The sequence below is a fragment of the Psychrobacter sp. TAE2020 genome (genome assembly GCF_018919485.1).
Classification (GTDB): Bacteria; Pseudomonadota; Gammaproteobacteria; order Pseudomonadales; family Moraxellaceae; genus Psychrobacter.
In genome coordinates, this window is the sequence record NZ_JAHLMU010000001.1 from 1,572,417 (window position 1) to 1,585,903 (window position 13,487).

12 protein-coding genes, 1 tRNA gene and 1 other RNA gene are annotated in these 13,487 nt (G+C 41.1%); 1 reads left to right on the forward strand and 13 read right to left on the reverse strand.

The window, feature by feature from the left end:
• Positions 1 to 316 precede the first annotated feature (316 nt).
• Positions 317 to 1,483, reverse strand: coding sequence for an OmpA family protein (locus tag KPY62_RS06360; RefSeq protein WP_216581271.1), 1,167 nt, complete (start codon positions 1,481 to 1,483; stop codon positions 317 to 319).
• Positions 1,484 to 2,146: 663 nt separating this feature from the next.
• Between KPY62_RS06360 and KPY62_RS06365 the strand changes: the two genes are divergently transcribed.
• Positions 2,147 to 2,815, forward strand: a complete 669-nt coding sequence (locus KPY62_RS06365) for a prepilin-type N-terminal cleavage/methylation domain-containing protein (protein WP_228730594.1) — start codon at positions 2,147 to 2,149, stop codon at positions 2,813 to 2,815.
• A gap of 70 nt (positions 2,816 to 2,885) precedes the next feature.
• On the opposite strand, the gene pdxJ is transcribed toward KPY62_RS06365, so the two are convergent.
• From pdxJ to bioA, 12 genes are all read right to left on the reverse strand, one after another.
• The gene (gene pdxJ, locus KPY62_RS06370) at positions 2,886 to 3,647 is read right to left on the reverse strand and encodes a pyridoxine 5'-phosphate synthase (protein ID WP_216581272.1); all 762 of its coding nucleotides are present in this window, start codon (positions 3,645 to 3,647) and stop codon (positions 2,886 to 2,888) included.
• Between the two features lie 84 nt (positions 3,648 to 3,731).
• Positions 3,732 to 4,544: a DNA repair protein RecO gene (gene recO / locus KPY62_RS06375; protein WP_216581273.1), complete on the reverse strand. Its 813-nt coding sequence runs from the start codon at positions 4,542 to 4,544 to the stop codon at positions 3,732 to 3,734.
• A gap of 76 nt (positions 4,545 to 4,620) precedes the next feature.
• Entirely contained in the window at positions 4,621 to 5,670 is a 1,050-nt protein-coding gene (era, locus tag KPY62_RS06380; RefSeq protein WP_416384059.1) for a GTPase Era, read from the reverse strand.
• A gap of 293 nt (positions 5,671 to 5,963) precedes the next feature.
• On the reverse strand, positions 5,964 to 6,761 hold the full coding sequence (gene rnc / locus KPY62_RS06385; protein WP_216581274.1) for a ribonuclease III: 798 nt from the start codon (positions 6,759 to 6,761) through the stop codon (positions 5,964 to 5,966).
• 77 nt (positions 6,762 to 6,838) lie between these two features.
• Positions 6,839 to 6,982 carry a hypothetical protein gene (locus KPY62_RS13735; RefSeq protein ID WP_228730596.1) on the reverse strand — a complete coding sequence of 48 codons (144 nt, stop codon included), beginning with the start codon at positions 6,980 to 6,982 and terminating at the stop codon, positions 6,839 to 6,841.
• Between the two features lie 117 nt (positions 6,983 to 7,099).
• A complete protein-coding gene (locus tag KPY62_RS13890) occupies positions 7,100 to 7,225 on the reverse strand; it encodes a hypothetical protein (protein ID WP_267459607.1) in 126 nt (41 codons plus the stop codon).
• A gap of 98 nt (positions 7,226 to 7,323) precedes the next feature.
• On the reverse strand, positions 7,324 to 8,226 hold the full coding sequence (gene lepB / locus KPY62_RS06395; protein WP_216581275.1) for a signal peptidase I: 903 nt from the start codon (positions 8,224 to 8,226) through the stop codon (positions 7,324 to 7,326).
• Positions 8,227 to 8,306: 80 nt separating this feature from the next.
• Positions 8,307 to 10,103 carry a translation elongation factor 4 gene (gene lepA, locus KPY62_RS06400; protein ID WP_216581276.1) on the reverse strand — a complete coding sequence of 599 codons (1,797 nt, stop codon included), beginning with the start codon at positions 10,101 to 10,103 and terminating at the stop codon, positions 8,307 to 8,309.
• Positions 10,104 to 10,588: 485 nt separating this feature from the next.
• Positions 10,589 to 10,665, reverse strand: a tRNA-Met gene (locus tag KPY62_RS06405).
• A gap of 151 nt (positions 10,666 to 10,816) precedes the next feature.
• Positions 10,817 to 11,181, reverse strand: an RNA gene (rnpB, locus tag KPY62_RS06410) — RNase P RNA component class A.
• Positions 11,182 to 11,319: 138 nt separating this feature from the next.
• The gene (gene bioD / locus KPY62_RS06415; RefSeq protein WP_216581277.1) at positions 11,320 to 12,042 is read right to left on the reverse strand and encodes a dethiobiotin synthase; all 723 of its coding nucleotides are present in this window, start codon (positions 12,040 to 12,042) and stop codon (positions 11,320 to 11,322) included.
• Positions 12,039 to 13,406: an adenosylmethionine--8-amino-7-oxononanoate transaminase gene (gene bioA, locus KPY62_RS06420; RefSeq protein ID WP_216581278.1), complete on the reverse strand. Its 1,368-nt coding sequence runs from the start codon at positions 13,404 to 13,406 to the stop codon at positions 12,039 to 12,041. Before bioA ends, bioD begins: the two co-directional genes overlap by 4 nt.
• Positions 13,407 to 13,487: the final 81 nt, after the last annotated feature.

A 13,487-nucleotide genomic window follows, 5' to 3' on the forward strand; every position in this document is an offset into this window, starting at 1 on the left:
AAATTAATTAGATACTTTATGGTACGCTTATATACCTACGCAATGAGGGTAAAAGCATATGTTGAGCAGTACTAACAAATATCTATATCAATGAATCTATTTTATCACCAGCTATGCTAGTAGACACCTTGTCAATTTACAAAGTGTTTGGGCGGCTAGTATAACATTATTGCATTATAAATTTATGCAATTACTTGTTTATCTGTGTGTTTTATTATAGATATAAAATTAGCCATAAAAAAAGCCACCTATAAGGTGGCTTTTTTTATCTTATTTAACTTAACTATAAACTGGTTATTACTCAATAAGCTTAAGCTTAGTTGATTACCATATCTTTAGTTTGTTCTACAGTCATAGTTTTGTCACCAGTGATGATGGCATAAACACGACGGTTCATAGCACGACCTTCTTCAGTATCGTTTGAAGCGATCGGTTGATCATAACCGTAACCAACTGTTGATACACGGTTTGGTGCGATACCGAACTCGTTAGTCAACATTGATTTAACGGCTACAGCACGGGCTTCAGACAAACGTTGGTTATAACGTGCTGATGGACCAGTTTTAGAAGCATGACCTTCGACGCGTGCGCCAGAGTTTGGATACTCACGCATCTTCTCAGCTACTTTAGCGATTTCTGATTTGTATTGGTTTTTGATAGCTGATTTATCGTTATCAAAGAATACACGAAGTTCCATTTTTAATGTATCTTCGATATCTACTACTTGTGGGCAACCACGTGCATCAACAACTACATTCATTGGCGTGCCTGGGCACTGATCAACGCTATCATATACGCCATCGCCATCAGAATCGATGTCGTCAACTGGAGTAACGATTACTACTGGTGGAGCTACATAAGTAGGCTCTAACTGTGGTGGAACCGCTACTGTAGGAGCTAAATGGCCACCAAGTACCACTTCTAGACCAGCTAAGGCCATGCCTTCCCACCAGTTTTCATCAAAGTTATGGATAGCACGTGCTTCACCACGTAGGCTTAGAGCGTCGTTGATGCGATACATAGCACCTAAACCTAAGTTACCAATAGTATCTATTGAATCTGCTACTTCATTACCGCTGTTATCTTTAAACTCAAGTTTCGAACGACCAGCACCAACTAGAACATATGGTTTAAATGCGCTATCAGTGTAACCAGTGAACTGCTCAGTACCAATCAAGAAGTTACCACTGATCATTTCTTGTTCAGCATCAAAGTTATCGTTGCCATCTCTACCAACACCATCAGTATTTGATACGCCGTATTCTACTTGGAACTGAGTAGAAGGAGTCAATTCAATACCTAGAGCCGCACCAGTATAAAGACCGTTTTCTTTATAGTAACCAAGCTGATCACTTTGCTCATCATCAGCGCCTTCGCTGTAATGATAACCTAGTAATAATGGACTGATAGTAACACCAGCGTTAGCCGCTAGTGGAGCAGCTGTTACAGCAAACAGAGCTAGAGCAATTTTATTCAATTTCATGGACTTCCTCCAAAGGATAATTTAAGTAAGGCATTAAACAAGATCGCTTCCTAGATGATCTAAGAATAGACATCTTTCCAAACACATTACTATACGATATATAACGAAACTAATTACGGAGTAGCTTAGCGACAATCAATTCAATTTACAACTTTTTTCGCTACTGAGCTACACATTATTACACTATAGTGTTGTAAGCAGAACACAATAATCGTTTCAAGTTACTGAAAACAAACACCTAAACTACCGTCATTATGCCAATTCTTGAAAAATGACATATGTAGTTACAATATCGACTATTTCTAAGTGCATTCTAATCCAATAAACAAATTTTCTCTATTACAAAAACCAGCCATTCACTAATTGAAACAATTTTTGACATTAGCGTTATATTATGTGTATATTTAGCTAGCTAACAATATCCTTTTAATAGAATATACTTTATCTTATAAGATATTTGTATCTTAGTTTTTATTATTATTTATTGGTTATCGTTTATCAATATTGATGAATTTGTACCTCAGAAGAACATTATAATTATTGTGATTGCTAGTACAGATCTAATCAAATTAAGACCAATGTCTAATAACATGACTTCATGGAATGGTATATACCACAAGTGACAATGAGTTAAACCAAGTCTTTTATAGGTGATCCCTACTAATGGTTATGTCACGTAAGGTTTATATTTATCCTCTATACCTATTTACTTCAGGTTGCCATACACCGTTGGCAACTAATCACTCCAGTTACGTTAAACAGCAGCTTGCTTATAATGAAAATTATAGTGAAAAGGATAGTCGATATAAAGGCTTTACCTTAGTAGAATTAATAGTAACCTTAGCCATCATCGCTATAATTGTAACTATAGCGACGCCTTTTATGTTAAGACAATTGGCAACGATGGAGGCCAAACGTATTAGGTATGCCTTATCTAACACTTTAAAAGTGGCTAAGGCTGAGAGCCTCATTAGAAGAAAGAACCTGATACTGTGTCTTTCTGACGACAATAGCCGCTGTAACCGAAACAGTAATGAGGTTCTGTTATTGTTTATAGATAATAACCGCAATAATCATTTCGATCCAGGTACTGACCAACTATTAGAACAACACCACTTGAGCCCTAAGTACGCCACTATACATTTGCGAGTAGGCTCTAGACGCCATTACACTAAGTTTTGGGGTGATAGCGGCAAACCACGTGGACACTTTGGCCATATCAAATACTGTCCTACCTCAGTACACAATAACGTCAAATATCAAATATCATTTAACCAAGCCGGTATCATCAAATACAAACCCAATAGTAGCCACCGTACTAACTGCGATTAGGAAGGACTCTGTAGTCATCTTGCAAGCATAAGCCTTTATAGACTTACACTTTGTCAAAATCCTAAATCATTTATTGCATAGCTGCTTTCATGTCTGCTATCGCTTGTGCCAAGCCTACAAAAACCGCATCTGCAATTAATGCATGGCCAATATTAAGCTCATAAATGCCTGCAATTTGGGCGATAGCTTTGACATTATCTCGAGTCAGGCCATGACCGGCATTGATCAGTAACTGACTATCGGCTTGCTGAGCATAGCTTACCGCATGTTTGATACGACTAAGCTCAGCGTTTTGCCCATTACTATCATCAGCCAGCCCCTTTTCTGCATAAGCACCGGTATGTAGTTCGATAGCATCGGCCTTACAAGCTACAGCAGCATTAATTTGGGTCTCAGTAGGATCAATAAACAGAGATACTTTAATACCTGCCGCCTGTAACTTATTGATGTAATCAGCTAACCACTTTACTTGCCCAGCCACGTCTAAGCCACCTTCAGTAGTTAACTCAGCACGTTTTTCAGGAACTAGACATACCCAAAAAGGCTGCACTTCACAGGCAATAGCTAGCATCTCATCGGTAGCTGCCATTTCTAAATTCAGACGGGTAGTTACTTGCTTAGCAATCTCATAAACATCGGCATCTTGGATGTGACGACGGTCTTCACGCAAATGAATAGTAATGCCATCGGCACCGGCTTGCTCAGAGACTAGCATAGCGGCTAAAGGACTAGGATAGTCAACACCACGCGCTTGACGTAGGGTTGCTACGTGGTCAATATTGACTCCTAATAAAGGTGTTTTTTCTGCAAGGTTTTCTAGAGAGTTATTCATATCAAATCCTTTTTAATAGGTTTTACGACCGTTATACTTATTGGGAGAATAGGATTAAATGCTAAGCTTATTATAATCGAGCTATTATTGATAGCGCTGCTGCTGTTGCCATAACAAACGGCTTTGTAACGGCTGATAATCAAGCAGATGATCGATAAGGTGTCGATGCAGCCGCGACCATGAATGGATAGTAGACGTAGCGATGCCAACTTGCTGCATTGCTAGTATATCACTACCTTTAAACACAGCTTGCGAACTAGTGTTTTCAATGTTGTCAGTGGTTGATATAATCGGCACTAAGCCGACATCAGGTAAAAAGCGATAAATCGTTTCAGACTCAATGCTGGTCAGCATATTATCGTGAGTTAGATTCAAAGCAAAGCCTAACTCTTGAAATAAATATTGTTCAAATTGGCGTAAGCATAGACGTAGCTCATCTGCGCTCAACGGTTGTTTAAGCGCTAATAAACTATCTTGATAATGGTGCCATAGTACCGCCATTGGATCTTCAATAGGCAATAGCTTTAGCAGGATTTCGTTTAGATATAGTGCGGCATACTGCTGCTGACCACTAATTTTTTGGTAGCTTTTGGGCTGGTATGACAGCGGCTCGACGGCAGTACTACCCTCGTCTGGCTGAACCTTGTCTGTTTGACTGCTACTCGTTGTAAGACTATTAATTTGATTGATGCTAATAAGGCTGAGGTCTATCTGGCTAAAGGTTTTTAGATCACGTTTACCAGTTGCGAATAACTGTAATAGCTCAAACAGTGGAGCGCCCTTTTTGCCCACTCCATGTATTACCCCGAACTGTTCAGAGAATAAATAGTACAAGGCACGCTTTTCTTGATAGGGACGTTGATGCAATAAATACCCAGTCAACGCTTGATTACGCATAGCCTACTCCCTCAGCTATGGTAATAATAGTTATTAATTATTACCATACTAATTATCAGCAACCTTACCGCTATAGTTAATACCCTAAGCTAGTTAGAGCACGTTCATCATCAGACCAGCCACGTTTAACTTTTACCCACAAGGTTAGCATTATTTTTTTGTCAAACAGCTGTTCCATATCTTTACGTGAGTCCATGCCTACTTGCTTAATACGCTGGCCTTTATCACCGATTATAATGGCTTTTTGTCCACCGCGTTCAACATAGATGGTGGCATCGATAAAAGTACAAGCTTTACGTGGACGACCAGTTTTTGGATCAGTATGCGCAGGTTCATCTTTGAATTCATCAATCTGTACTGTCAAATCGTAAGGTACTTCATCGCCAGCGCTACGCATAATTTTTTCGCGAATTATTTCACTAGCCAAAAAGCGTTCTGAGCGATCCGTTATTTGTTCTGTATCATAAATAGGCTCAGCCACCGGCAGATGCGAAGCGATAACTTCTTGCAAACGATTAAGGTTCTGATTCTTCAGCGCTGAAACAGGTACGATATCAGCAAAGTCAAAACTGTCACTAAAAGTTTCAATTAATGGCAGCAATGTGCCTTTATCTTTTAGAGTATCAGCTTTGTTAATGACTAATACTACGGTTAAGTTAGTGTCGCCAAGCTTTTGTAGAACTAACAAATCATCGTCACGCCATTGGTCTGAATCTACTACAAATAGTACTAGATCCACATCAACTAAAGCGGATACTGCGGCTTTATTCATACGCTCATTGATAGCACGTACTTCATTACGATGAATACCTGGGGTATCCACAAATACGGCTTGCATTTCGTCATTGGACAAAATGCCGTGTATACGATGGCGAGTGGTTTGCGGCTTACGCGAGGTAATGGATAGCTTTTGACCTAGCATATGATTCATCAAAGTCGATTTACCAACGTTTGGACGTCCCACAATCGCTACATAGCCAGTCTTAAAATCACTGGTACTAACACCGTTGTGATTTTCTTTTTTATTGCTAGGGGCAAAAAACGCTTCAATAGCATTATCATTGTTATCATCGTCTTCGCTATTCACTGCCTCTTCAGTACTATTAGTAGTATCGTTAAGAGCGATGCTTTTTTTCATTTTGCTAATAGAATCATGGTTAACAGTAGAATTGTCAATGCTCTCGTCAGCGTCATTTTTAGCGTTTAATGGCAAGTCGGTACGATTGCTCATAGATAGTTCCTATAGGGTGTTATAGTCAGTTATTCTACTGGTTGATGGTTTGATTACACCCTCAACCAGTAGACTACTATTTATTTAAGAAAGGAGTTTTAAGAGGTTGTCTTAAAATATTGTTTTAGCCTTTAGTGGCTAGTGTTTAACTATCACAGACTATTTAATCAAATAATGGTGGCCATAAGTTACGAGGGCTTCTTAACTGAGTTCGGCAGTTTATGTAATTGATTGATCATCAGTTCAGCTGCTTTTTGTTCAGCTATACGGCGACTCTCTCCTGACTCAGTAATATTAGGACAACCTATGATATTAACTTGACAACGCACTACAAATATCTGATGGGGAGCATTACCTTGAATTTCTAGCAGCTCATAAAATGGTAAATCAAACTGTTTTGCTTGTAACCATTCTTGCAATCGACTCTTGGCGTCTTTCAGAACTTTTTGCTCATTGACATCATTAATCAAATCACCATACCACCCTAGAACACAATTACGGGTAACCACGAGGTCTTGACTGTCTAAATAAATAGCCCCCAATAATGACTCCACGGCATCAGCCAAGATCGAAGCACGGTTACGGCCACCGCCTTTACGCTCACCAGTACCTAAGATCAAGTGATTAGACAAGTCTAAATCTTGGGCAATAATAACTAGGGTTTCTTGACGTACTAAAGTGGCCCGCATACGCGTCAGCCGACCTTCGTTTTGGCTGGGATAACGGTGATATAACGCTTCGCCCACGATCATACCTAATAATGCATCTCCCAAAAACTCTAAGCGCTCATAGTTTTTTTTGCTGTCGAAAGAACGATGAGTCAAAGCCAGCTTGGGTAGACTAGGATCTTTGAACACGTAACCTAGCTTACGTGTCAATACGGCTAAACGCTTTATAAAGTCAGCGTTGATGGAGACAGCTTTAGTATCTATACTAGTATTAGTGGCCAAGTTCAGCGCCTGATGCGGTATTAAGTTTGATTTCATGCGTGATTTTTGACTATCCTATTGGTATTACTAATCAGATTACTGACATTGTATAAATGAGTAAAAATATTTAACCCTTACTCAACTAGAGTAAACTCAATACCGCCTTCGAAACGGCTTACAATGTCAATGTTAGCAAAAAATTTATGGGTCTCAACGTATTTTTTATAGACGGCCAATTGGCCGATTTTTTTATTAGTAAAGGTAATTCTCTCTTCCACCTTACTATCATAATCGCCACTGATAGTAAGCTGCCTATCAACTCAAGTAATGAATTGCTTGGCTGTTTCATTATTAAGATTAGCTTGCTGTAATTGATCAGTCAAAATTTTTGTAAACTAATAATCGCCTATTTGTGCCGGTACAATAGCGATAAGAAGCTTACCTGCGACTAAGATAATCAGCGTTAGCAAAATGATACTAGCGCCACGCTGTAAAGGTATACCAGTCAAGTGCTGCAACATATCAACCCCTAATAAATTACAAAAAAACACTCTCCCTACTGTATAAGACTAGTTAGTTAAGCGCAGTTATTCGGTAATAATTAGTAGGTTGATAAGGCTTAATCTATAGAGTCGTTACGTGCAAAAGTAGGTAAGTTAAGACCTGGCGGCTTATGCATCCATATATATACCGCTTTACCTGCTAAGTTATCATCTGGAACAAAGCCCCAAAAACGTCCATCGGCACTGCGATCACGGTTATCACCCATAACGAAATACTGGCCTTCAGGAACAGTAATACGCCATTGAGTCCCTAATGAGCTCACCACTTCTGGTGATTTTTGTTGCAAAAAAGGGGCATACTGCGAGCTATTCATGCCCGGTAGATAGCGCACTAAGTGCTGATGCTGACCTTGGGTTTCTTGAAAATACTGTACTTGTTGTTCTTCTTGTTGCCCCAGTTCTATCGCTTCGTTTTCAGTCAATACTTGTCCTGGAGCTATGGGCCCTGGATTATATAATTGCGAAGTTAGCTGAGGATCGGCCTCGAAAGCTACTGATTTAGTTTCAACAGGGACATCGTTAATCGATAGTTGACCATTACTATAGCTGACACTATCACCCGGCAAGCCAATCAAGCGCTTAATATAATAAATGCTTGGGTTTTCTGGATAACGAAACACCATAACATCACCGTGTTCAGGACTGCCTGTCTCTAATACTTTGTTATAAGTTAACGGTAAACGCACACCATAAGCATATTTATTGACGGCAATAAAGTCACCAGTATATAAAGTGGGCACCATCGAAGACGAGGGGATATTGAACGGCTCAATTAAAAACGAGCGGACAATTAACACCACTGCTAACACTGGGAAAAAGTCGTAAGCCCAGCGTACCGGCCAGCTTTCTTTACCACGGCCCTGAGTTTTACGTTGCTTAAATACTAGCTTGTCTAATAACCAAAGCAGCCCTAAGCCCAAAGTTAATGGCACTAAAACTAAATTAAAATCAAAATCCATACTTAACTGCCTATTAGCGAGCTGCTTATTTTGTAAGTGATAACTACCGATAGCGGTGCGCTATTTAGTTTACTGGCAACTTAATCTACCTGCAAGACCGCTAAGAAAGCTTCTTGCGGAATCTCCACATTACCCACTTGCTTCATGCGTTTTTTACCCGCTTTTTGCTTAGAGAGTAGCTTTTTCTTACGCGACACATCACCGCCATAACATTTAGCCAAGACATCTTTGCGCATGGCTTTCACCGTACTACGGCCAATGATTTGGCTACCAATAGCGGCTTGAATAGCCACATCAAACATTTGACGCGGGATCAGCTCTTTCATCTTACCAACTAAGGCATTACCACGATAACGCGACTGAGTTTCATGGACAATCATCGCTAAAGCATCAACTTTGTCACCGTTAATTAATACATCAACTTTGACCAACTTATCAACTTGATAGCGCTCAAAATTATAATCGAGTGAGGCAAAACCCCGAGAGACTGACTTTAGGCGATCAAAGAAGTCCATCACCACCTCACCCATTGGAATATCAAATATTAGCTGTACTTGTCGACCCATAAAGCGCATGTCGACTTGTACACCGCGACGCTCAATACACAAAGTCATGACGTTACCCAAATACTCTTGCGGCACTAAAATCTGACAACGGGCAATCGGTTCACGGAATTCTTCAATATTATTTGGTTCAGGCAAACGTGAGGGATTATCAACATAGATAACTTCACCGTCTTTTTTCATAATCTCATAAATAACAGAAGGCGCAGTAGTGATCAAATCTAAGTCGTATTCACGCTCTAAACGCTCTTGGATGATCTCCATATGCAGCATACCTAAGAAGCCACAACGAAAACCAAAGCCAAGCGCATCAGAAGTATCCGGCTCAAAAAACAGCGAAGCATCATTGATCTGTAGTTTCTGTAAAGCTTCACGGAATTTTTCAAAATCAGTGGATTCGACTGGGAACATACCAGCATAAACTTGCGGGGTAATTTGCTTAAAGCCAGGAATACGTTCAACATCAGGAGTTTTGGCGTGAGTAATAGTATCGCCGACGGGAGCACCAGCAATATCTTTAATACCAGCAATAATAAAACCAACTTCGCCAGCTTCTAGAATACCGGTATCTAGTGGTTTTGGGGTAAACACCCCGATTGAGCCTACTAGATGCGCCTCTTGGGTTGACTTAATATAAAGCTTATCGCCTTTTTTGATAGTGCCTTCGCGCACACGCACTAGTGAGACTACACCCAAATAGTTATCAAACCATGAGTCGATGATTAGTGCTTGTAATGGCGCCTCACGATCACCCGTTGGCGCAGGGATAAACGCTACTAACGCCTCCAACAGCTTATCAACACCTAAGCCCGACTTAGCCGACACCCTCGGGGCATCAACAGCATCGATACCTATAATGTCTTCAATCTCTTGAATCACACGCTCAGGCTCAACTTGTGGTAAGTCAATTTTGTTAAGCACGGCCATGACTTCTAGGCCTTGATCCACTGCAGTATAGCAGTTGGCAACCGACTGGGCTTCTACCCCTTGCGCGGCATCCACTACCAATAGCGCACCTTCACAAGCCGCTAGTGAGCGCGAAACTTCATAAGAAAAATCGACGTGACCTGGCGTATCAATAAAATTAAGTTGATAACGCTCGCCATTAGGATGATCATAAAACAGCGTTACGGATTGCGCTTTGATAGTGATACCGCGCTCGCGCTCAATGTCCATGGAGTCAAGCACTTGTGCCTGCATCTCACGATCTTGTAGCGCACCGCACATCTGAATAAAACGATCGGCAAGGGTCGATTTGCCATGATCAATGTGGGCAATAATAGAGAAATTACGAATATTGGCTAATGCAGTCACAAAGCGCCTACTAAATAAAGGGAGGTGGGATAATACTAATATATAATCTAAAAAATTTGCGACTACTAGTAATTTGAAAAGCTACCATTAGTACGGTCGGTCGTCAAAAATAAAGTCAGTCATCAAATCATTATAAAATAGCGGTAACGCTGCTCGCTACGATTCTCAAACAGCTGACAGATATCTACAGGTATTCTAGCAGTTTTCTGCTGTAAAGTAAGACGATTTTGTCAGCAAGTATTTGCATACTCACCTTAACCGAAGCTGCAAACTTAGTTGATAAATCAAAAACATTTGGCTTGTCTTTATATTAAGGCCAGTTGATTCATCACTAGGCGGCAGTACGAGTAATTTGCAACAAGTATTAGCACTGCTGATTCTTATGCTTAAATCGTTAAGCTAAGAATTTTAGGCAAAAAAAAACCAATCGCTAAGGATTGGCATTTTAAATTTGAGCAACTAAATTTTTAACAACTAGCAATAAATGGTGGCGATGAAGAGACTTGAACTCTTGACCTCACGATTATGAGTCATGCGCTCTAACCAGCTGAGCTACATCGCCATTTAAGGCTCGGTATTATGCCGATATGGATGACTGACGTCAACCCTTAAGCGGCATTTTTTTCAAAAAAATTTAATTTAATTGAAAATACAGCCTGTTTGCAACAAACAAGTCTCTAAAAACTAAAGACCTTACTACTTAAAAACTATATAAAGTTGGTAAACCGATAAGCCGGGTTCTGTCGTGGACAATCATTCCTCTAGGCGTATCATTGCTAATACGCTCAAGCAACCTACCCGCATCGAACGCGGGCCGCGCCATGCCGATGCCTATTTGGTCTTGCTACGCGTGGAGTTTACCTTGCCGTGAACTGTTGCCAGCCACGCGGTGCGCTCTTACCGCACCCTTTCACCCTTACCGAATCGCCCGAAAGCAATAAGGCGGTCTCCTCTCTGCTGCACTTGTCGTCAGGTTACCCTGCCCAGCCGTTAGCTGGCACGCTGCCCTATGTAGCCCGGACTTTCCTCCCCCGCATGTCTGTTGCCAGTGTGCAGCGGCGATTGCCTAGTCTACCAAGCGCGCTAGTATAGCAAAATTAATCCTAATATCGGAAAGTTTTTTAGCTTATTTTAACAGGTTGTCAAAACTATCAATTTAACTGACATAAAACCATTCATTCCAACGAAATCTTAAAGCAAAAGATTTAAAAAACTTCTACAGCAAAAAATTCTTAGGCAACATAAAGTCTAAGTTGCTCGATTTAGTTTCTTGTTGCATAGCTAATGACAACCAATGCGCCGTTGGATAATGCTTAGCTAAATAGTTTTGCAAAAAATCAATCGTACTAGCTGCTATCTGTTCATCTGTCTGAGCAGCATTGTCATGAATATGGTTATAAACCATACTATGAATCGTTAAGCCGCGCGATTTTATCGCCTCCAAGCTAAGCAAAGTGTGATTGATACTCCCCAAGCGCCCAGAAGTGACTAAGATAATAGGATAGTTCTGACTAGCAATATAATCTAAGGTTAGTAAGTCTTCTGTTATTGGCACCAGTAAGCCGCCTGCCCCTTCTAATAGCACTACTTCGTAACCGGCTTGCAAGCTTTGGGTGGCGTCAGTAATCCTCTTAGGATCGAGCATTTGGCCAGCCAGCTTAGCGGATAAATGCGGTGAAGCAGGTTTTTGATAGCGATGAGGGCAAGTAGTGTAGTCTAAATCACAGGGCTGTAGCGCCATACCCATCAACTGACGATGAGTAATAATATCATCAGCAATACCTACCTCATTACTATCTGCATCTATCGCTACGCCAGTCTGTACTAGCTTTTGGGTAATAACATTTTTGCCTTGCTGCATAAGCGCTTTAGCAATGATGCCAGTAGCATAAGTTTTACCAATATCAGTATCGATACCAGAGATGAATAGCACGCTCATAGTGAACCTTTTTCAGTCAAGGGGATATTTTTTCTCGATAAAGCTTGAGCAATTTGGGTTAAATAACTACTGACGACTTTTAATAAGGCTTGGCATAGCAGCGCAAGCTCATCATTAGTAATGATATAAGGCGGCATGATATAGACTAATTTACCAAAGGGTCTTACCCAAATACCGTTAGCGATCAACAAAGACTGAAACACTGGCATATCGACGGCATCTTCTAGCTCAATTACAGCGACTGCCCCTAAACAGCGTACCTCAGCAACACCTGATAAAGTCGCTGCTGCGGCAAGCTGTTGCTGCATAATGGCTTGCATATTTGCAGTTTTTGACTCTATATCATAAGACATAATCAGGTCAATAGAGACACAGGCTAGCGCACAAGCCAGCGGATTGCCCATAAAAGTAGGACCATGCATTAGGGATGGATAGTCACTTTGGCTGATAGTGTCAGCAATGTGACGTGTGCACAAGGTCGCAGCAAAAGTCATATAACCGCCGGTCAGCGCCTTACCGACCGTCATAATATCGGGACTGATATTAGCATGCTCACAGGCGAATAATTTACCACTGCGGCCAAAACCGGTCGCAATTTCATCAGCAATCAGCACCACATCATGTTCATCGCATAGCTTACGCAACAGTTGCAAATACTCAGGGCTATAAAAGCGCATACCCCCCGCGCCTTGGATAATTGGCTCAATAACAAAGCCTGCTAGCTGCTCTGCGTACTTGACAAAAAATGCCGTTAATGCGCTACGCTCATCTTCTGTCAAAAGGCGATCAAAACCTAATGGTGGTGCAGGTACGAAATGCTGCATCGGCAATTGATTGCCATACAAGCTGTGCATGCCAGCTACCGGGTCACAGATGCTCATGGCATGCCAAGTATCGCCATAATAGCCAGAATGGGTAGAGGCAAACTGCTGCTTAGTGGGACACTTGCGAGCAATTTGATATTGCAGGGCCATCTTTAGCGCCACTTCTACGGCGATGCTGCCACTGTCAGTATAAAATATCGCATCGAGTCCAGCGGGCACAATAGCCAGTAGTTTTTTGCCTAGATCTATCGCTGGTTGATGGGTCAAGCCACCGAACATCACATGGGCCATTTTGCCCAACTGTTCAATAACAGCAGCATTCAGCTTTGGATGATTATAACCATGAACGCTCGCCCACCATGACGACATGCCGTCAATCAGGCGCGTACCATCTTTAGTGACAATATAAATACCATCAGCATAATCAATGACTATGTTGGGATAGCTCGGCGGCAAGCTGGCATAAGGATGCCAGAGATGTTGCTGGTCAAAATCACTAGTTGGTTGATCACTAGTCCGCAGATAGTTATTAGCAGTCATTATTCTGTCCCTAAGATGTTGGTTTTATACTAAGTCCAACAATCTACTAAACTCACCGGCCTAATAAGCGCGGTAAGTTAG